This window comes from Belliella kenyensis (genome assembly GCF_022549675.1).
In the GTDB taxonomy this organism is placed as follows: Bacteria; Bacteroidota; Bacteroidia; order Cytophagales; family Cyclobacteriaceae; genus Belliella; species Belliella kenyensis.
Map to the genome: position 1 here is coordinate 123693 of NZ_JAKZGR010000006.1, position 21547 is coordinate 145239.

A 21547-nucleotide genomic window follows, 5' to 3' on the forward strand; every position below is an offset into this window, starting at 1 on the left:
TTTAGATTTTTGTATTTTTTAGTTTTCTGTTTCGATGTATTTTATGCTATGCATTGCATTTTTTTGCCACTAAGGCACAGAGACACAAAGAGACGAGAAGCGAGAGAGAGTGTCAAGAACCAAGAATCAAGAACCAAGAACGAAGCGAGAAACGAGAGACGAGAGACGAGAAACTAGAAAAACGAAGCGAGAAACGAGAGACGAGAAACTTCATATAAAGCCTATATCGCCGCACCTGTCTACCCATAGGTAGAGGCATATATCAAGTTTATATCGCATTAGCATATATCAAAATGTCATCCTTCCTCCTTCACCCTTCCTCTCTTCCTCCTTCCTCCTTCATCGTCTCCTTCACCCTTCTCTAAGTTAAGAGAATGTTACCATAATCATGGTTAATGTTAATTGAACTTCACCTACCTGTTATGATTCTATTACAATCGACTTGTCAATTGGGCATTTCTAGATCAAGCTTATAGGTTTGAGGCATCGTTTAAAAAAACCAACCTTTATGAAGTATTTTGAAAGAATGAAGAGATCAATCAGTTTTCTAATGACTTTGGCAGTCTTAGGATTCACATTTACAAGCTGTAGTGATGATGAAAATGATCCTGCCGTAGATCCACTAGATGAGGTAGTAGTGATTGAGGATTCGGAGCTATTAGAGATCATTCTGGATGAACTGAACATCCAAAGCACTGGAGCTTTGACAAAAGCTAGAATGATGGAATTGACTGAATTGAATGTCAGTAATGCTGTATTGACATCTTTTAGTGGTATTGAAGAAGCTAAAAATTTGGAGGTTCTTCTTGCTAGAAGTATAGAAGTGGAAGATTTGTCTCCTATATCCAGTTTGACAAACTTGATCGTATTGGATATGAGAGATGCTGTAACTCCTACATCATTGTCTTTTCTAGCTCCTTTGGAAAATATCGAAAACATAGATTTTCAAAACACTGCTGTTGCTGACATTTCAGCACTTGCTGGAAAGATTTCACTCACGCACATCAATTTAAGAGAAACTGATGTGTCTGATATTTCTGCTTTAGCGGGCATGACTCAGTTACAGTTTTTGAACCTGAATAGAGCTGGTGGAGGAAATGGTATTACCAACCCAGAGCTAATCACTTCAATGGAAAATCTTTATTATCTAAGTTTAAGAAACACTGTACTTGGAGATGAGCTTTTTGCTGAGATTTTTGCTAACAAGACCAAATTGGTTGAGTCAAATATCAGAAATACAGGCATCACTTCTGTTATGGCCTTAGTTCCATTATTCGAAGCAGGTGCTTTCACCGAAGCACTTTCTGAAGAGTTTGACAATAAGATTTCTTTGGATATTCAAAATAATGCAATCACAGATCTTTGCGCAATCTATCCATGGGTAGGTAATTTTCCAGAGGGCGAGTTGGAGTGGTCTTCAGCTGCTGGAGATTTCAGTGATTGTAACTAATCGAGTTCACGCTGACTAGGCTGATTGGTTTCGTGCAAAAGATCAATCAGCCTATTATTTCAAAAAAATATGCTGTAAATATGGCAATTCATAGAATCGCCCAAAATAAGAGATTGTGAAAAAGTTTATATCACTCTTTTTGATTTCGATTACCCTTGTGCATATGGCACATGCTCAAGTAGAAGTGGCTGGTACTGTGTACGATGAATACAATCAACCATTGATAGGAGCTGTAGTTACCTTAAAAAATGGGAGCTCAGACCATAGTGCTGTCACAGATGTAGATGGTAGGTATGCTTGGTCGACTGTGCGCCAAGGTAGTTATGAAATGGAAGTGAGTTTCATTGGATTCAAAAATTACAAAAAGTCATTAGAAGTCTCCAATTCCTCTATCTATGAATCAGTGAAAATGAATCCAGATAGTCAGGTTTTAAGCGAGGTGGTGATCATGGGTTCAGTCAATCGTGGAACCGAAGCTCAAGCCAGAAAGCTTGAACAAATGGCAAACAATACCATTAATGTGGTATCAGCCAAGTCTATTGAATTATCACCAGATATTACAGTAGCTAATGTAGTACAGCGTGTATCAGGACTTTCTATTGAGAGAAATGCTAGCGGTGATCCACAGTATGCTATAGTCAGAGGAATGGATAAAAGGTACAATTACACTTTAGTGAATGGTGTGAAAATACCCTCTCCAGACAATAAAAACCGATATGTTCCTCTAGATATTTTTCCTGCACAAATGCTTGAGCGGCTAGAAGTTGCCAAAAGTTTGTCGCCTGATATGGAGGGGGATGCCATAGGAGGTAGTGTGAATCTCGTAATGAAAAGTGCTCCAGAAGAGTTTGAGGTCAATGCAGATTTTCAACTTGGATACAACACTATTCATATGAATAGACCTTTTTATAGCTATGACCGTGCTACCGAGAATAGGTTCTCACCTGCTGAGCGCTTTGGCTCCAGGTATGAGGCTAATATGTCGGATTTTTCTACTCGAAACCTAATCATCAATCCGATCAATCCACTTCCTGATTTGTTTGGAGGTATCACAATCGGGGATAGATTTATGCAAGGTAAACTGGGTGTGATGGTTGGTGCGTCCGTGCAGAATTCCTTTCGAGGTGCAGATAGGGATTGGTACAAAGTGGATGTTGACCCTCTTGGCACAGGACGTCCAGCGCTTTCAAGTTTCCAAATGAGAAAAACCTCAATCCAGCAGTTTAGGTTGGGCCTTCACTCCAAAATAGATTACCAGTTCAATAAGCGTAACAACATTAGCTTATACTATGGGGATTTTACCCTCAATGATTTTGAGTCTAGAGAAATGATCACTAGTGACAGAGATATCTCTCCAGACAATGTAAATGCAACTTATCTTTTCCAAACAAGAATCAGGTCGACTTACAGTGGTATTAGGAATGCCACATTGCAAGGTAAACATAACCTTGCTGATGAAAGACTTCTTGTAGACTGGTCTGCTGTATATTCTAGGGCAGAGTTTGATAGACCTGATAATGCTATTTTTTCAAGAAATGGAGGTGTAGAAAATGGGGTTGAAATGCCTCAAAACATCGAAAGAAGAAATCCTAGAAGATGGGAAAAGCATTATGATCAGGATTTCACTTTGCACCTCAATATGCTATATAAACCTACTCTCTTGGATGATTACAAAGGGTACATTAAAGTAGGTGGAATGGCAAGAGACAAGGAGCGAGGAGCGCTCTTCAACAGGTATAGGTTTGATCCTAATCCGCCATTTCAAGAACAAGGTCCGGATTGGAACGATTTCAGAGATGTGCAGTGGGAAATTTTGAATCCTACAGGAACACTTGGGCATGCATTGAATTACAATGCTTATGAGCAAATTGGTGCATATTACGGGATTTTGCATCTCGAATTCGGAAAGCTTGATGTCAATGCCGGGGCTAGGGTAGAGCATACCAATCAAGGCTATGTATCGAGGACTACCAATCAGTTTGAGTTACCTGAATTGAGTCAAATTTATACAGATGTACTTCCTAATCTTAGCTTAAAATACAAGCCCAAAAGTGATGTGAATTTGCGAAGTTCATATTACAAAGCGATCAATAGACCTGGTTATTTTGAAATTGTAGATGGTATCTCTGATGAGGATGATGAGTTCCCATTCAAAGGAAATCCTGATGTGCAGAGGGCTATTGCTGATAACTTTGATATAAGGTATGAATATTTTCCAAATGCAAATGAACAGTTTCTTTTTGGCGCTTTTTATAAAAGAATAGAAGACCCGATTGAATTATTACTTGTCAGACAGACCAGTCTGACCACAGGCCCAAGAAACCTCACCCCAACGAATTCTGGTACGGCTACCAATTGGGGTTTGGAAATGGATTACAGTAAGTTCTTTAACAATATTGGGATTAGGGCAAACTATACCTTTACAAGATCTTCACTTACTACGACCAAAAGTGAGCGTGTGAGAGAAAATCCTGATGATACTAGCTCAGAACTCATTCTAAGAGAGGTAAATCAAACAAGACCTCTTCAAGGACAAGCTGATCATATAGGTAACCTAAGTTTGTTGTATAAAAACCAACAGACGGGGACTGATTTGCAGTTGTCAGCTGTATATACAGGTGAGCGAATAGAGATTGTCTCTCCGTGGCTAGACCTTGATATTTGGTCAAGACCTTTTACGCAGCTTGATTTTTCTATAGAGCAAAAATTAGGTAACTGGGTAGTTTTTGGAAAGGCAAACAACTTGCTCAATACTCCCTACGAACTATTTGTCAAAAGTCCAAGAAAAACTGAGCAACTAGATTTCCCTTTGCAAGATAGAGCTGGTCAAACTATCGTCCAGAGGGATTTTTTCTGGCAATCTTTCCGACTCGGAGTGAGATACAAAATCAATGGAATATAAATATAGAAAACCAATAAAATGATTAATTATATGAGAAAATTGAGATTTAGTTTACCATGCTTGATAATGCTACTTTTGGCATTTACTGCATGTGACAATTCATTTGTCAATGATGATGATGGAGACATCATTGGAGGAGATGATGATGTACCAGCTGGGTTTACCAAATTGGAAGGAGAAGTAAGTGGTACTTTAGGACCAGATGAAAATTATTGGGTTACTGGTGATGTGTTCATAAGAGCAGGGGAGTCCTTGACAATTATGGAAGGTACAAACCTCATTATCGATGGTACTGGAAGAGCAGGAAGTAGTCCTGAGATCAATGTTGCTGGAAGTTTCTACAGTTATGGAACAGCCGAAAAACCAGTATATATAGGTGTAGAAGAAGAAAAGCGTACTGTTTCCAATATCTTTAGAGGATTTTGGGGAGGTATAATAGGTACAGATACTGCAGAAGATATGGTGTTTGAGTACACTACCATAGAGTTTGCAGGTGCACCTGCGGAAGCAGGATCATCAATCGTTGCAGAAGGTGAGATCGATGAAGGAGAACCAAGATATGCCGTATATATGGTCAATCCTGAAGGGAACTTCATCATGTGGCATTCTAGAATAGCTTACACCAAAGATGATGCTATCCGCCTCAACGGTGCAAAAACGCTAATTGCATATAGTGAGTTTGCTTTCAACGGTGAAACAGGTGGTGAATCTGTCAACACTAAAAGTGGTGTGGTAGGAGATTTTTGTTACAATGTGTTTTATGGAATTGCAACCAATGGCCTGAAGGCAGCTAACTCAAAAGGTCGTCAGCCACAGTGTAATAACAATTATTACAATAATACCATCGTAGGGTCAGGCTGGAGAAGATCTCAAGCAGGTAGAGGTGGATCACTGAATTATGAAAATGGTGCACGTGGTGAATCTTTCAATAATTTGGTGGCTGACTGTAGATACGGTTTACGTCTTTTTCCACCAGATGATGAGCCAGATATGGCCAATATGAAGTGGGGAAATCATTTTTACTATGGAAGTGATGAAGAAATGGTTGAAGGATTTCATCCAATCAATGGTATCATTGGTCAGAATGTTCCAGGATATGAAGGAATTACCATCCCAACTTCTGACATATTTGGCGCAGTAGGAGATAATGATCCTATGTTTGTGGGATATAGTGTGGGAAGTTATACTCCAGCAAACTACAGAGCAATGAGCGATGCAAAGTTTGTTAATGACTTGTTTGAAATGTTCAAACTGTCCCCTGAAAGTCCAGCCATAACAGGCGGAACGACTGATTTCAGTCCAATCTATTCCGAGTATGTAGCCAATGGAAAAACATATACAACACCACTACCATCTACTTTTTTTGGTGCGGTAAATGCCGATTAAATACAAAACCTTAAAGGAGTCGATCATAATGGTTCGGCTCCTTTCATTTTTTTAAACAACTTAAAACTTAGCATAACATCTTAAGCATGAAGACCTGTTCATTTATAACCTTACTGAGCCTTTTATCTTTATTTTCTTGTGATCAAGCATCAGATTCACCAGATACTATTCAAGACTTCTGGGAGTCACACATTCCTTTTGAACTTGATTACAGTACTTCATTAGGTCTAGTAAGGTCAAATAGGTTCCCTGAAACTGCTGAGGCTAGAGGAGAGTCAGACTTGATAGAAGCTTCTGGAATTGTGATTAGTATTGAAAATGAAGGTTTTCTATGGACTCATGAGGATAAAGGAAATCAGAATGAGATATACTTGCTAAATATCCAAACTGGAGAAACTGCTGCCAAATTCAAGTTAGATGGAGTTTTTAATAGAGATTGGGAAGACATAGAAATAGGCCCTGGGCCAGAGGAAGGTGCTAATTATATTTACTTGGGTGAAGTAGGTGACAACGACAGAGTTTATAGAGATTATAAAATCTATCGTTTTAAAGAGCCTACTTTTGTTAATGGAACAAGTGAGTATACCATTTCGCGGGATGAGATTGAAACTATTACATTCCAATACCCCGGCAATACAAAACATGATGTAGAAACATTACTTCTTGATCCATGGACAAAGGATTTGTTTTTAGTTACGAAGAGAGATTTTCATTCTATCATCTATGTTCTGCCTTATCCGCAAAATACAAATGAGCAGATTGAAGCAGTGAAAGTTGGTGAATTTCCATTTACTAGAGCGGTAGGAGGTAATATCTCTTTAGATGGAAATGAGATGTTGATCAAAACGTATGATTTTATTCTCCATTGGACGAGAACTGGGGATGAAAACATGGTTGATATGTTTACAAAAACCCCTCAGATAGCCCCTTATAATCCTACTGAACCTCAAGGAGAAGCAATATGCTTTGATGCCGAAAAATCATATTATACCTTGAGTGAGTTTAGCAATGCCATAGTTCCTATCCTCTATTTTTATCATAGGTTGGAAGAATAGAAAGTGTTTTAGTTTTCTGTTCGGTGATTTAATAATTAGACAGGGAAGCGAGAGATGAGAAGCGAGAATCGAGACAGAATCAAGAATCAAGAAACAAGAATCAAGAAATAAGAACCAGAAACGAAGCGAGAAACGAGAAACGAGAGACGAGAAACTAGAAAACCTCATAAAGCATGCCTATATCGCCGCACCTGTCTACCCATAGGTAGAGGCATATATCAACTGTATATCGCTTTAGCATATATCAAAATGTCATCCTTCCTCCTTCTAATTTCTAAGAACCAAGAACCAAGAATCAAGAACGAGGAACGAAGCGAGAAACGAGAGACGAGAAACTAGAAAACCTCATAAAGCATGCCTATATCGCCGCACCTGTCTACCCATAGGTAGAGGCATATATCAACTTTATATCGCATTAGCATATATCAAAAATGTCATCCTTCCTCCTTCTAATTTCTAAGAACCAAGAACCAAGAATCAAGAACGAGGAACGAAGCGAGAAACGAGAGACGAGAGACGAGACAAAGCGAGAAACGAGAGACGAGAGACGAGAAACTTCATAAAGCAAGCCTATATTCGCCGAAGGTATATATCAACTTTATATCGCTTTAGCATATATCAAATTCCCCCTTCACCCTTCATCCATCCTCCTTTTCTCAAAACGTATAATCCTCAACCAATCGTCTTGAACTTCGGAAGTGATTTCATAGTCTAGGGATTCACAAAGTTCAAAGAAAAGTTCGACATCTGGAATTTCTTTGGGGTAGGCATGGATGTAGTAGTTGTATATGAACAAAGTAAAAGTGTCTGGGCTCAGTGATTCAAATCCCTCTAGGTCTTCTATTGGGAAAAGTTTGGCTTGATACTGACCTTGATTGGGGAGCAAAACCTCCTTACTGAAATCCACGAAATTATTGACCACGACCAATTCATTGGCTTCTACGTGATCATGGAGTGCTGATACGAGATGTGCATAGTTTTTTAATTTTTTCTGATATCCAATACTTAAAACTACCGGGATCACAAGCATCAGAATCAATGTTATTTTGAATAGTTCTCGTCTGATGATTGGCTTGAGCAACAATAGACCAGAAAGCAATCCAAGATAAGTCATCTGTTTCCAATCGCCTACAGCCAAAGCTACTATCGCTCCAACTAGGATGGCTAATGATACCCAAATTCGGGTTTTGCTATCATGCAGCCAACTACCAGAGCCAATTCCAATCAATGGAGCAAGAACAGGGATTAGAATGATCAGGTGTCTGGGATTGAGATGTATTGGATTGTAAAATTGGAGACTGGTGCTCATCCACCAAAATCCAGCAAACAAGCAAATGGCAGCTAATCCAAATTCAAAACTGATTTTAGTTTTGTGCCTGACACCAGAGATGATTGCAGGAACAGCCAAGACAATCCACAGCCAATATCCTCTTTCAACAAAGGAAACGAAAGGCCAAAAGGTAACTCTCCAAAGCATCACTTTCCAGTTTTTATCGGCAAAGGAATATTCAGAAATATAGTGTCCATCTTGTATGTTCTGAATTCTATAGAGCGCATTTCCAAATTTGAACCAGTAAAAGCCTAAATAAATGACCATAGTAACCGTTGCGAAAATCAAAAGCCATAAATAAAACTTATGCCTGTCTTTGGTCTTTCTCTCTAAGAAATACAAAGCCAATGGAAATGGAAACAAGTAAACGATGGTCTCTTTGGTCAACATAGCTCCAAAAAATGCTAAACTCATCAAAAAGGCTGCGATCACAGGCTTTTGATGGCGTATACATGAAGCGAAAAGGATCATAGAAATCCATCCAATCAAGATGCTGTCAGGATAATTTTTATGAATGAAATGCATAAAAAATACCTGTGTGGAAAAGAAAGCAACTGTCCATAATTGATCCTCAGGAGTTTTGATCAGGCGTGTAATTAGTAGTAGTCCTAAGATGTAGGATAAAAGAGAGGCAATGCTCCCAATATGATCATCAAAATAAAAAAGGTAGGTGAAGAAGCCAGAGATAATGTATGAACCCAATCGGCTAGAAAAGTGATGATCGCTTAGGACATTTTCACCATTCCAAAATTCTTTCCCTTTGAGCAAGTAATACACATCATCACTGAATGTAATGCCATCATAGCCCAAGTACCACACAGACACCAAGAATATCACTCCTGTCCAAATAGGTAAAGCATTGAAAATGGGATTTTGAAATGAATTTGAAGATGCTTTCATTTTGATTTTATGAAGAATTGTTTTTGTTATTCTTCAGCAGTTTTTTTTGTGGATTGGACTGTACTCTGGTATATGGTCTCCAGCTGAGAGACAAACTTGTCAAGTGAGAAGTTTTCCTGTACTTTTTTCCGTGCATTTTTTCCCATCAACACCAGCGTACTTGGATCTTGGAGCGCTTGAAGACAAAGTGTAGATAGCTTATCATGATTTTCTACAGTGCATAGGAACCCTTCTTTGCCAGGCTCTACTACTTCGCCAATCCCTCCAGCTTGGCAAGATACTATTGGGATATTGCAGGACATCGCCTCCAGCATGGCAATAGGAAGTCCCTCAAAGGCTGAACTGATCATAAACAAGTCCATAGCACTTAGATATGGAAGTACATCATGCTGAATTCCAACTAGGTGAAAATTCTTGGCAGCTGGTGATTCATTGACCATTGATTGGATCACGGGAAGTAATGGACCATCTCCGACTAAAATAAAATGGGTGTTGGGGAGTTTTTTCCAGATCTTTGTAGCTTCTTTGATCCAGATATCAAGTCGCTTTTGTTTTCTGAACACAGCCACATTTCCAACCACAAAAGCTGTATTCGGAATAGATAGAGAATTTTTTATTTGATTACCGAGTTCGATGTTTTTGGTAAAAAACGTCGTATCTACGGCATTTTGAAGGGTGATTATTTTTGGATTTTTATTTTTAAAAAATAATGACTCAAATGGCTTAATCGCATGTGCTACTTCATCAGATACAGCAATAACAAGGTCTTGCATGCCATAGGTCAATCGGTTTAGAAGGTAGGTGAGCTTATTGTACCTGTGCCAGACATTGTGCTCTGTGTATATGATGGGGATGCCATTTCGATTTCCAGCCAATCTCGCAAGGATACCAGCCCAGGGAAGATGAGCATGTATTAGGTCAATTTCTTGGGATTTGATGAACTTCTTGACCCTTTTGACTTGATTCACCAAACCAAAATTACCAGCTTGAAAGTAGGTGACATGTACACCACATGAATTCAATTCTTCAATGACATGATTAGGTCTTTGATGAAAGTAAATGCAATGAATCTCAAATATCTCTCTATTGTGGATTCTGGAAGTTTCAGCGATTAACTTTTCTGCGCCTCCTCGTCCAAGAGATTTTATGATATGTAAAATCTTGAGCTTTTTTTGCATGGTGCAAGATACTCCATTTGTCTAAATGTCCCAGCAAAGTAAAACCCTTTTGAATATAGAAAAATGTTAGGGTTTATAACTTTTTTTTCCACAACTCAAAAGGGTAGCTTTATCTTCTTATTTCACAAATTAATCCATGTTCTTTTTATCCACGGTCCATTCTTTGGATTGAGATAAGCCACTTGGGTTTCCAGTGAACATTTTGCCTGCTTCTTGATCACCCATCAGCTGCCACTTGTACCAGGCAGTGGCGACACGAGCATATTCACCTCCATTTGGCTGACCATAAGTACCTCCATGTCCTACATCCATATTGCCAACGAAAACTGGGACATGATTGATTCTTTTGAAATCATCCATGCCATTGTTATAGGCTATGTCAGATTCACCTCCTAGTAGGTATAGGGTAGGTGTGTGCAGCTTTTCGAGTTGATCTTTGCTTAGACTTGGCATACCCGGCATACCATTTCCTGGGCTTGGAAGTATACCACTGTTGCACACTACTGCTGTAGTTACTCTTGGGTCTGGAGCAGATTCCAAAGTTTGTAAACCACCACAAGACATACCACTGACAGCGATTTTGGAAGTATCAATTTTTCCGAATAAGGGACTGTTTTGATCCTCGTTGATGGCGATAGCCCAATCGATAGCATCAATCATTTGAGATGAAGAAGATCTGCCAGAGCCTTTTTCACCCTCTTCAGGCATGGGCCCAATGGCTATCACCAAAAATCCATGAGATGCCACTTCATTCAAGAAGTTTACATGTTCCCAAGGAGAGTTTGCACAGGCACCATTACCCCAAGCAATGATTGGAAGCTTTTTGGTAGAGCCAAATTCATTAAGGTCTTGAGGTCTGAAAATCGTGTGTGTGAGTAGGGAAGGATCTTGCTCCATGATGGCGCTGTGCGGACCATTCCCTCCATTTTCGACAATTCTTGAGGCTCTTTCTTGAGCATATCCTACAAACGAGCTCATTATTAGGATAATTGTAAAGATAAAATGCTTGTACTGATAAGTTTGAAAAGAAATTTGTTCTTTAGTGTGCTTTGGTTTCATTGTTATTTTGGTTTATAGGTTAATTGAAATTGATCAAGATTATCTAATGAGCTGAACCAAGTTGTATCAAACAGCTTATCGCACCACACTAAATGATAAACAAGTAATTCAGAAAGTGATAATTATACTTTTTCCTTGATTTGAAAAAGATTCTCCGCTGTTTTAGGGTTTATGTATTCGGGTAAAGAATTAGTAGCGGATAAAGACAATTTCTAAAGTTAAGAAAAAAAAGGAGTATCAACTATACTTGATATATTTGTGATATGACTGATTTTAGAAATTGTGGGAAATTTATTATCTCTTTAGACTTTGAACTCCTATGGGGAACTTTTGATAAAGTAGGAGGTAAGGTCAATCCGACCTATTTTTCAAATACAAGAAAGGTGATTCCGCAAATTCTAAGAACTTTTGAGTCACATCAAGTTGCAGCTACTTGGGCTACTGTAGGTATGCTGTTTGCTGAAAGTGAGGAGGAGTGGAGAGCTTATATCCCAAAAAATCTACCTAATTACCATAATCCTAACCTTTCTCCATATCAATGGGTAGATCGATTTGGTTTAAATCCTCTGTGGAATTTTGCGCCTGAATTGATACAAATCATTTTGAAAACACCACATCAAGAGGTTGGTAGCCATACTTTTGGGCATTACTATGTTGGTGAACCTGGACAGCATGCTGATCAATGGAGAAGTGATCTTCAGGCTGCGAAAAGGATTGCATTTGACAAATTCCAGCTAAGGATGAAATCACTCGTTTTTCCCCGAAATCAAATAAACCTAGATTACTTGAAGATTTGTCAAGAAGAGGGTTTTGAGCAATACAGATCCAATCCTACAGATTGGTATTGGCAAGAGACTTATCGAGAGACATTTGCGAAAAAAGTGTTCAGGACAGCAGACTGTTTTGTGCAAGTGGGATCTAGGAAGACTTTTGACGATTCCAAGCTAGCAAGTAGCCCTTCTGCAATGATTCAAATCCCAGCTTCTAGACTGTTGAGGCCATATCATGATCAGTGGAAGTGGCCAAATAGACTCAAGCTAATTCGCATCAAAAATGAAATGACTTATGCTGCAAAACACCAAGAAGTCTATCACCTTTGGTGGCATCCACACAACTTTGGAAATGATCCATTGCAATCTATGAAAGAGCTAGAAGAGATTTTGGATCACTTTACTATGCTGAAAGAAAACTTTGGTATGGAAAGTTTTTCGATGCAAAGCCTAGCTGATATTCACCGGGAATAGCTATTTTGCAGACAAATTGAAATAGGAAAAAATCCTTACTTAATCAAAGCACTCACCCAGAACTGATAAGGTATAAGAAAAGCATAAAATTGGAATCGGAAAAAGTAAAAATCATAGCACCAAGTTCAGGCTGGCAATTGGTAGACTTGAAAGAGTTGTGGAGGTATAAAGATTTGCTTTACTTTCTGACTTTGAGAGGTATCAAAGCTCGATATGCACAATCTATTCTAGGAGTGTCTTGGGCGATAATTCAGCCATTGTTCACCACAATAGTGTTCACAGTAGTATTTGGAAATCTTGCAAAAGTAGATTCTGACGGTATACCATACTTGCTTTTCTCCTACTTGGCGCTTTGGCCATGGAATTATTTTTCAGGGACGTTGACAGAGTCAGCCAATAGTTTGATTCAAAATGCCAACATGATTACCAAAGTTTATTTCCCGAGGATGGTATTACCACTTTCTTCCATCCTGTCCAAACTTTTAGACTTTATCATTGCATTTGTTGTTGTGATTGGTTTGCTTATCTATTTTAAAGTAAGTCCAGGGTGGGGCTTACTCTTTCTCCCAGTTTTGATTCTTCAACTATTGATGTCTTCTTTGGGAATAGGGATGTTCTTATCCGCATTGGCTGTCAAATATAGAGATGTTAAGCATGCATTGACCTTCTTGGTACAAATTCTACTTTATGCGGCACCTGTTGTCTATAGCACTACTGCTGTGCCAGAGAAATATCAATTAATTTATGTTTTAAACCCTATGGTAGGGGTGATTGAAGGGTTTCGGGCTGCCTTCTTAGACAGAGCAATGCCATGGGAATGGATATGGCCTGGGAGTATAGTATCGGTGTTGTTTTTCTTTTATGGAACGCTATATTTCCGCAGGATGGAGAGGATCTTTGCAGATGTAGCTTAGAGTCAACACCTAGGAGTTTGAATTTGGATCAATCTCCTAAGCGAATAGATCTCTATTTAATTTTATTTGTTTGTCTTCTCGAATCTCTCTCTGGCATTTATCAAGTCTTCAGCGGTATCAATGGCAATGGCTTGGTGAGTGGTAGCGACCATTCTGATTTTTACGCCATGTTCTAAGACACGTAATTGTTCTAGCATTTCGGCTTGCTCCAATGCGGACTTTGGCCATTTGGTGAATTGCATCAGAAGTTCTTTTCGATAGGCATAGATACCTACGTGCTTCCAGTAGCTCAGCTCAACTTCTTTTTCTCGATTGAAAGGAATAGCATGCCTGCTGAAATATAGGGCATTTAAGTTTTCATCCACGACGACCTTTACAGCGTTTGGATTTTCAGCCTCCCATGCAGGAATTTTGAACATTACAGAGGCCATTTGAACACTATCATCTCTGAATGCTTCGATCAGCCTTGACAAAGTATCTTTGTCCAAAAGTGGTTCATCACCTTGAATATTGATAATCAAATCCGTTTCGATACTTTGAGCAGCCTCAGCGATTCTATCAGAGCCACTTTCATGACTATGTTGACTCCTAAAGACTTCACCGCCTACAGCTTTGATTTGTTCGGCAATTTCTTCGTGATCTGTAGCCACGATAATTTGATCAAAAAGCCCTGTGTTTTTTGCACTCAAAAAGGTTTGTTGAATGACTGATTTTCCGGCCAAGTCTTGGACCAATTTCGCAGGAAGTCTGGTAGAAGCATACCTAGCAGGGATTAGGGCTGTTGTTTTTAATTTTTTCATATTGAAAGTATGAATGACCAGCTATTTGCGGAAAGATTCGATGAATCTATTCCAAAATAAGGTAAACGAAGATTTCTTTTTCTTGATATTCATCTGTTTTTCTTCGTCTTCAAAATAATTGTAAATGTACTTATTGTTTTGAGAATAGAGATAGGTATTCCCATATCCGTAATTGTAACCTTCATAATAGTAGCCAGCATCTACTATTCCATTGAAGATACCATATACATTATTGACCTGCTTGTTATTAAAGAGGTCATTGATCATGACAAGGTGATTCTTTAGGGTGTAATTTTGTCTGACTACGTACAGATTGATATCAAATAGTCTCATTAAGTCCACTGTCTCTGAGACCAAGCCCAAAGGGGGCGTATCAAATATCACTATTTCAAAGTGTTCCTCCAGGTAGAATAGGAAATCTTTGAGTTTCTGTGTTTGTAAAAGTTCAGCGGGATTAGGAGGGATTATTCCCGAAGGAACAAAAAATAGATTGTCATGGCCTGTGGGAATGATTATTTCCTCAGCAGCATGTTCACCGATGAGAAAATTTGATAGCCCTGTTTTGACTTTATGATTGAAGTAAGAGGCCAATTTTGGTCTTCTCAAGTCAGCACCTACTACGACAGTTTTTTTGCCGCCAAGTGCCATGATAGAGGCTAGGTTTAAGGAAGTGAATGTCTTTCCTTCACCTGACACGCTGGAAGTTACCAAGATTTTTTTTGAGGATTTCTCTGTTGCTAGGTAATTGATGGCAGATCTAAGGGATCTAAATGATTCAGAGACAGATGATTTTGGGTGTTCTAAGACGACCATGTTCGTTTTCTTCTCACTTAGACCAATGATTGCTAATTGAGGTATCATGAAATTTTTCTTTAGATCTCTTTGATCGCGAATTCTATTGTCAAGCATATCTCTGATCAAAAAGAACCCAAAAGGCAATAGAAATCCAAGTCCAATAGCCATCAGGTAATTGCTTTCTTTTTTTGGAAAGACCAATTTTCCTTGCTTTGCATAATCCAATATTGCATTCTCAGATACATTCGAAGCTTTGGCGATTCCTGCTTCTGCTTGTTTCTCTAGTAGGTAAGTATATAGGTTTTCCCTTAACCTATATTCCCTAAATATACTGGTATATTTGGATTCTGACTCTGGCAAGGTTTCAAATCTCTTGTCGTAATTTCTTATGTTTTGAGAAAGAAGTGCTTTTTTCTTTTCAGTATTTTCTATGAGATTGATTACATTTTCAAAAAGCGTTTCTCTCACTTTTTCCATTTGTACATCAATTTTGGAAACTTCCGGGTGATTTTCGTTTACTGATGCTAGAAGTTTTCTCCTTTCTTGAGACAAAGTGACCAAAGTTTGGATTAACCCATTCAATAATGGATCTGGAATACCGATCACTGATGGAGCAATTACTTGACTATAATCCTTCGTCTTGTCAACCATGTATTGTTTGATAGCGTTGAAATAGGCCAATTCCAAATCTAAAGCTTTGGCGTCATCGTCAAGCTGATTGATTCGACCAAGTATTTCTGAAAACTCCGCGGTCACATTGACCATTCTGTTGCTTACTTTAAAGTCTTGGAGTTCTCTTTCTTTCTGCTTCAACGAATCCTCCAATAGATTTAATTGATCCTCAATGAAGATGAGTGTGTTTTCAGAAATTCTATTTTTTTCTTTCAACTCATACTCTAGATAGGATTCCATCAATGCATTGATGTAATCTTTGCCCTTTTCTATAATCGTAGTGGTCATTCGGATCTCTAGCACGGATGCGGCACTGTTCACCAAGTGAATGCTGATTTCTTTAGACAATTTTTCTTCGAGGTAGGTTGGGCTTTTTAGTTCAAAAATTATTGTCTCACCAACTCTTGATGGGTTCACAAGATGTATGGTGAACTTGGACTTGCTTGTTTCTATTTCTTGTCCAAATTCAAATATTCTATCAATTAGCTGTTGATCAGGTTGATTTTGACCTGAATTGATATCTAAAATGTTGGTAGATTCATGCAGGATTCTGAAAGTCTTTTCACTTAAAATCTCAACTTGCATAGGGACCTGTTGGACTTGCATGTGGCTCCAATCTACCGCTAGTCGTATAGGGCTACTATTGTAGAGTTCTATAGTTTTGATATTGGTCTTTGCAAAATAGGTGACGTCAAAATGCAATTTGGCCAATGCTTCTCTTGCAAGGTTCTTTGAAGAAAGCATTAAGATATCATTGTCTAAGTTGTATTGACTAGAGAAGATTGCAGACCTATCTAGAATTCTTGTTTCGGGCTTACTATTGTGCCTTATCACTAAAGTGCCTGAAACCATATATTGATTCACCGTGTATCGATGAAAAAAGTAAGTACCAATGACAAGTAGGATAATAAAAAGTACGTACCAGGGCCAATACCTAAGATATCTTGCTATAAGGTACTTTAATTCAAGTGATTTTTCTTCACCATCTAGTTGGCTAAAGTCAATTTTTTCCATAGTATCAGAAATTTCCTCTTAACAATCCAAAAAGTAATAATCCCGATGCTAGAAAAGTACCAAACAACTGCAAGCTAGAAGCCAAATTATCAGCATTTCCAAATTGCCTAATTTTCATTGGTTCTAAATATAGTATGTCGTTGTTTTGAATAAAGAAAAAGGGAGAAGCCAAAAGTGAACGATCATTTAGGTTGATTTGATGGATTTTTGTCCCTCCATCATATTGTCGAATGATAAACAATCTATTTCTTTTCGCTAGTATATTTGATTCTCCAGATGCTGCTAAGGCGTCAAATATTGTTGCCCTATTGCGTAAAATTACCTTTGTACTTGATGAGCCAAACTCTCCCAAAGTAGTGTACCTAATCCCCGCCATTCTAAGCTTTACATAGACTTCTTCTTTAAAGTATGCATTGATAGCATGTTGGATCGAATTTTTTGCTTCTTCTTCAGTCATTCCACTGATTTTGATTTTTCCAAGTTTGGGAAGTTCTACATTTCCTGATTCATCTAAGGAATATCCAGTGAAAAAGAAAAGGTCACCATTGCCCGCTCCACCCATCATTCCACCTCGGATATTTCTGGATCCTTGGAATTCAAAAACTTCAGTCAATTCTGGACTCGCACTAGCGAAGTCAATATCTACTATGTCAAATGGCTGTAGAATATATTTGTATTGAACTTCAGCATAAGGTATGAATTCATCCAAATTTATCTCTGGGTTTCCAGGTAGGTTTTGTAAATAAGTTATTCTTTTATTGCTGATGCAAGAACTTGCCATTAGGATGGTCAGGCAAATCAGTAATGAATGCTTCATGTATCGATTCCAAGTTTTCGAAGAATCAAATATAGAAAAATATGATTAGGATCAAGGATGCCATACAAGAATACTCTTGAGTTTGTTATCCATCCCCATATTCTTTTTCCACGCAGAATATTTCTTTTCGGTTTGTAAGGGGACAAAGAGAGGAAGGATGAGCATGTAAGTTTCGATTTGTGAGGACAAAAATCGAGGGGGTGATTACATAGATTTTTCTTTAGCGATTTTTAAGATTTCGTTTGTTGTTTTCCAATTTCTAGTGGTGGCTGTGATTTTAAGTTTGTTTTCTATAAAGTTGTTATTCAGCTTAGTTTTTCCATAACCATTGGGCAAGTAGAGAAAAATGGTTCTTCTATAGTAAAAAAAGGCTTCATTTGCTTCAAGTTTTTTAGTTAGTATAGCTATCTCTAAGTTCTCGGGTTCATGAGCTAAAAATGTGACATGTAGGAATGAGTTATCCATTGTCTTTGCATAAGGGTTCTTGGATAGGATGTCTGATAACTCATCAATTGATAAAACAATTACAGGAACCTCATATCCAAATTCGGTTTTGATCTCATGAGAAATGGCAGATTCTAAAAGTCTAATATCTTCTTGATTTGTGTTGAAAATAACATTTCCACTTTGAAGGTATGTTTGAATATTTTCAAAGTTAATTCTAAGAAACAATTTTTTCAGAGAATCCATTTTGATTAGGTTCTTACCGCTGACATTGATTCCCCTCAATATAGATATATAAGTAGGCATGTTTTTAACTGACTATTGAGTTTTTATATGTTATTTGTCAATATAGCTAATTTATAAGACCTGCAGACCATTTAGTTTTTTTGATTATCAATCTGTTTTTAAAAATATTCGAGTGAAGCCTGAAATGTCTATTGTTACTATAAATCAATCGATTACAACATTCTCTTGCGGGGTTTGGATAATTACTAAAGTTATGATTAATTTGGGATTTTGTGAAGTTTAGGCTTGAGTTAAGTGAGTTTTGGTTTTTGGAGACAGAATAGGTTTGGGAGGATACAAACCTAGGGTAGGGGAGGTAGTATCGATTTGTGGGGACACAAACTGAGGAGAAAGGAGTACAGTTTTGAATGCGAAGACAGAAATTAGGGTGTCGATTTGGTATTGCAAAAGTATTTCACATAGACAACTTTCTGAAAAAAAAGCTCTCAATGTACCGAAACAGCTTTTAACCCAACTATTGATCCTATCAGTGTTATGATGAAGAAAAGCCGAAGAAAGGTTACTGGTTCTTTAAATACAAAGATTCCTACTAAGACTGTTCCAACAGCTCCAATTCCTGTCCAAACAGCATAGGCGGTCCCCAATGGCAATGTTTGAGTAACTTTGATTAGTAAAATCATGCTTATCGTCAGAGCGACTACAAAACCTGCATACCAGAGATACATTTCACTCCCAATGGCCTGCCTTCCTTTTCCCAAACAAAATGCAAATAGTACTTCAAATAAACCTGCGATGATTAATATGATCCAATTCATGTGATTTTTTTAATTTTCTAATCCTAGAGAAAAAAAACAGTTTAAACCTGCTAATTTTTCATTTTGGAATTGATGATTGATTGCACCGCAAAGTTCGATATCTATGGACAAAGAAAATTTTACAAATGTTAAATAATGAGATTAGTTTTTCGCAGCTCTTATTCTACTTAAACTTACTTGAGTAATCCCTAAATATGAGGCAATATGACTTAATTGTACTCTCTTAATAAGATGCGGATGATTTTTTAATAATTCATTATATCTTTCAGAGGCTGTCCGGAATTGCCTTGATATGAGTCGCTCTTCTGTTTTTAAAAGCTCATTTTCAGCAAATTTTCTTCCCCAATTGGCTATTTCAATATGTTCGTTGTAGAGTTTTTGAAGTTCGGTATGATTCATTTCATAAAAACATGAATGCTCTAATACCTCTATGTTTTCATAGCTAGGCTGATTTGCTATGTAACTTTTCATAGAAATCACCGCATCACCTTCTTTCCCAAACCAAAAAGTCACTTCATTTTCTGCTGTGTTCGAATATGCTCGAACGATTCCTTTTTTGATAAAGTAAATACTCTTCTCACATTTCTGAGCATGTAGGAGTAAATGACCTTTAGGGAAATTCACTTCCTTAATGTAAGACTTCAAAATTGCTTTTGGATCTTTATGAATAGGGGAAACTGAATCGAGAATTTGGTCAATGTCCATCGAGTATTAGGGTGTAGGGTTTAATGTTTTTAAGTCAACGGTAGAGTTATTAAATTATACACTAATTTGAAATGGTTGTGGTGTAAAACAAAGGATGAAAATCAAGATCGTGATCCAAGCAATTATTTTTCTACCTTTATTCAAAGACTTGAGACCTGAAACTTCAGGATGTTGAATTCCCATAACTCGTCCCAATAAGAAAGCAAAAAACAACCAACCTGAATATCCTTCAATGGTAGGGTAGATAGAAACTAGGAGATACTGGAATGCTGAAATACTCAAAACAATGGCCCATTTTGCCTGAGTGGATATGGGTGCTTTTCTAAAACATATATAAAGAAATCCAATATATAAGGGTACAGACCACATCAAGGTATTGATATCTTCGAAAGGACTAATAATGCCTAGACCCGCATAGGAGATAAACATTATATAAGCTGCCAAAGAGACATGGAAATGATGCTTAGGGAATAATCCAAAAACAACATGTCCACCATCCAACTGTCCTATCGGTAGTAAGTTGAGCGCTGTGAAAAATAAAGCCAAATACCCCGCAAAAAGGTAAGGGAAATGAATGATTTCGGACATGACAGGCATTTTTTCGGGATCTGCCAAGGTTTTTTCCAAGGCATAAAATAATAAATTATAACCTATGTCTATTTTTAGATACCCATCTTCTGCACTATGTCCTTCGAAATCTGGATCTAAATACTCTGGGTGAATTTCATATATGTAATCTGCATCTGGAAGATGTGTAAAACCATAAATTAAAACTCCCATTGTCAGCACAAATCCAGCTAAAGGCCCTGCTACACCTATATCGAAAAACTTTTTTCGGCTATTTATAAAACTCTTAATTCGAATCACCGCACCAAATGTACCTAAAGAAGGAGTGCCTAGAAACCCAAACCAAGCTGGAATGAAATAGGGTAGTGAGGACTTGATTCCATATCTCATAGATGTATACCAATGTCCCAGTTCATGGATCAATAATATGCCGATGAATGGAACCGAAAAATGTAAGGATTTTAGAAAATATTCCCAATTCAAAAAACTTTCTCCTTCACCTAAAATACTTCTACCATATAGCCATTCCCCCCCTGCAAAGGTGGTACATATCAAGGTCGTAAAAAACAAAATAAAATGGCGAATGTATTCTTTAGTGCTGTACATTTTCAAAGTAGCTGATTAATGCTTGGGGATGAGTGACATGGTGAGTTTGATAGCCTAAGTTTTTTGCACTTTCTATATTGTCTTTCAAATCATCAAAGAAAAGAATATTTGTAGGTGGTGTTGCTAATAATTCAGAAACCTTTTGATAAATATTTGGATCAGGTTTTGCCAATTGTAATTCGTGACTGAAATAAACTTCATCAAAGATATCATGCAACGAGGATACACCAAATTGTTTTTTTAACAGTATATTGATGGCTTCAATGTGTAATTCGTTAGTATTGCTCAATACCGCCAATCCATAATGCTCACTCAACTTCTTGATTAAATCAATTCTATCGTTCGGGATATCTTTGAGCAAACTGTTCCATAGATAATCAATTTCATTATCTTCCCAAGGCTCTTGAAAATGATTTTTGATAGCTTCTCTAAATTCCACAGTTGAGATCAAGCCTTTTTCGTAATCTTTGTGAAATTTTGCTGGAAAAAATTCTGAAGTCAAGCTATGTTTTTCTTTTGGGAGTCTTTTTGTTAATTCATTGATAGTAAAGCTGTAATCTATATTGATGATTACATTTCCCAAATCAAAGAGTAAAAAATCTACATTTTTAAGTTTTTTCATGGTCGATCAAGTTGTAAATTTAAATT

Annotated in this window: 18 protein-coding genes; 7 read left to right on the top strand and 11 right to left on the bottom strand. The window is 37.6% G+C overall.

Features of this window, described 5'->3' with window-relative positions; all coding sequences use genetic code 11:
* Positions 1-508 precede the first annotated feature (508 nt).
* From MM214_RS08035 to MM214_RS19020, 5 genes are all read left to right on the top strand, one after another.
* Entirely contained in the window at positions 509-1450 is a 942-nt protein-coding gene (locus tag MM214_RS08035) for a leucine-rich repeat domain-containing protein (protein ID WP_241294161.1), read from the top strand.
* Positions 1451-1565: 115 nt separating this feature from the next.
* A complete protein-coding gene (locus tag MM214_RS08040; protein WP_241294163.1) occupies positions 1566-4352 on the top strand; it encodes a TonB-dependent receptor in 2787 nt (928 codons plus the stop codon).
* A gap of 30 nt (positions 4353-4382) precedes the next feature.
* Positions 4383-5738, top strand: a complete 1356-nt coding sequence (locus MM214_RS08045) for a hypothetical protein (RefSeq protein WP_241294165.1) — start codon at positions 4383-4385, stop codon at positions 5736-5738.
* 86 nt (positions 5739-5824) lie between these two features.
* A complete protein-coding gene (locus MM214_RS08050) occupies positions 5825-6793 on the top strand; it encodes a hypothetical protein (RefSeq protein ID WP_241294167.1) in 969 nt (322 codons plus the stop codon).
* A 431-nt stretch (positions 6794-7224) separates the two neighbouring features.
* Positions 7225-7356 carry a hypothetical protein gene (locus MM214_RS19020; protein ID WP_262916600.1) on the top strand — a complete coding sequence of 44 codons (132 nt, stop codon included), beginning with the start codon at positions 7225-7227 and terminating at the stop codon, positions 7354-7356.
* Between the two features lie 68 nt (positions 7357-7424).
* On the opposite strand, the gene MM214_RS08055 is transcribed toward MM214_RS19020, so the two are convergent.
* The 3 genes from MM214_RS08055 to MM214_RS08065 all read right to left on the bottom strand — a co-directional run bounded on the left by MM214_RS08055 (position 7425) and on the right by MM214_RS08065 (position 11260).
* Positions 7425-9023: an ArnT family glycosyltransferase gene (locus tag MM214_RS08055; protein ID WP_241294169.1), complete on the bottom strand. Its 1599-nt coding sequence runs from the start codon at positions 9021-9023 to the stop codon at positions 7425-7427.
* A 26-nt stretch (positions 9024-9049) separates the two neighbouring features.
* Positions 9050-10201: a glycosyltransferase gene (locus tag MM214_RS08060; RefSeq protein ID WP_241294172.1), complete on the bottom strand. Its 1152-nt coding sequence runs from the start codon at positions 10199-10201 to the stop codon at positions 9050-9052.
* Positions 10202-10330: 129 nt separating this feature from the next.
* Positions 10331-11260, bottom strand: a complete 930-nt coding sequence (locus tag MM214_RS08065) for a poly(ethylene terephthalate) hydrolase family protein (protein ID WP_241294174.1) — start codon at positions 11258-11260, stop codon at positions 10331-10333.
* A 263-nt stretch (positions 11261-11523) separates the two neighbouring features.
* Here MM214_RS08065 and MM214_RS08070 point away from each other — a divergent pair, with 263 nt between their 5' ends.
* Together MM214_RS08070 and MM214_RS08075 are read left to right on the top strand one after the other, a co-directional pair.
* The gene (locus tag MM214_RS08070; protein ID WP_241294176.1) at positions 11524-12504 is read left to right on the top strand and encodes a polysaccharide deacetylase family protein; all 981 of its coding nucleotides are present in this window, start codon (positions 11524-11526) and stop codon (positions 12502-12504) included.
* A gap of 89 nt (positions 12505-12593) precedes the next feature.
* Positions 12594-13418 carry an ABC transporter permease gene (locus MM214_RS08075; protein ID WP_241294179.1) on the top strand — a complete coding sequence of 275 codons (825 nt, stop codon included), beginning with the start codon at positions 12594-12596 and terminating at the stop codon, positions 13416-13418.
* A gap of 62 nt (positions 13419-13480) precedes the next feature.
* Here MM214_RS08075 and kdsB read toward each other — a convergent pair whose 3' ends face one another.
* The 8 genes from kdsB to MM214_RS08115 all read right to left on the bottom strand — a co-directional run bounded on the left by kdsB (position 13481) and on the right by MM214_RS08115 (position 21521).
* Entirely contained in the window at positions 13481-14218 is a 738-nt protein-coding gene (gene kdsB, locus MM214_RS08080) for a 3-deoxy-manno-octulosonate cytidylyltransferase (protein ID WP_241294181.1), read from the bottom strand.
* Between the two features lie 21 nt (positions 14219-14239).
* Positions 14240-16699, bottom strand: coding sequence for a GumC family protein (locus MM214_RS08085; RefSeq protein WP_241294183.1), 2460 nt, complete (start codon positions 16697-16699; stop codon positions 14240-14242).
* Between the two features lie 4 nt (positions 16700-16703).
* Positions 16704-17516, bottom strand: a complete 813-nt coding sequence (locus MM214_RS08090) for a polysaccharide biosynthesis/export family protein (RefSeq protein WP_241294185.1) — start codon at positions 17514-17516, stop codon at positions 16704-16706.
* A gap of 204 nt (positions 17517-17720) precedes the next feature.
* A complete protein-coding gene (locus tag MM214_RS08095; protein WP_241294187.1) occupies positions 17721-18266 on the bottom strand; it encodes a DUF1697 domain-containing protein in 546 nt (181 codons plus the stop codon).
* A 425-nt stretch (positions 18267-18691) separates the two neighbouring features.
* Positions 18692-19021 (bottom strand): DMT family transporter, encoded by a 330-nt coding sequence (locus MM214_RS08100; protein WP_241294189.1) that lies wholly within the window; start codon positions 19019-19021, stop codon positions 18692-18694.
* A gap of 141 nt (positions 19022-19162) precedes the next feature.
* Complete coding sequence (locus MM214_RS08105) at positions 19163-19726, bottom strand: Crp/Fnr family transcriptional regulator (RefSeq protein WP_241294190.1); 564 nt, start codon at positions 19724-19726, stop codon at positions 19163-19165.
* 54 nt (positions 19727-19780) lie between these two features.
* Positions 19781-20899, bottom strand: coding sequence for a site-2 protease family protein (locus MM214_RS08110; protein WP_241294192.1), 1119 nt, complete (start codon positions 20897-20899; stop codon positions 19781-19783).
* Positions 20886-21521, bottom strand: a complete 636-nt coding sequence (locus tag MM214_RS08115; protein WP_241294194.1) for an HAD family hydrolase — start codon at positions 21519-21521, stop codon at positions 20886-20888. Before MM214_RS08115 ends, MM214_RS08110 begins: the two co-directional genes overlap by 14 nt.
* Positions 21522-21547: the final 26 nt, after the last annotated feature.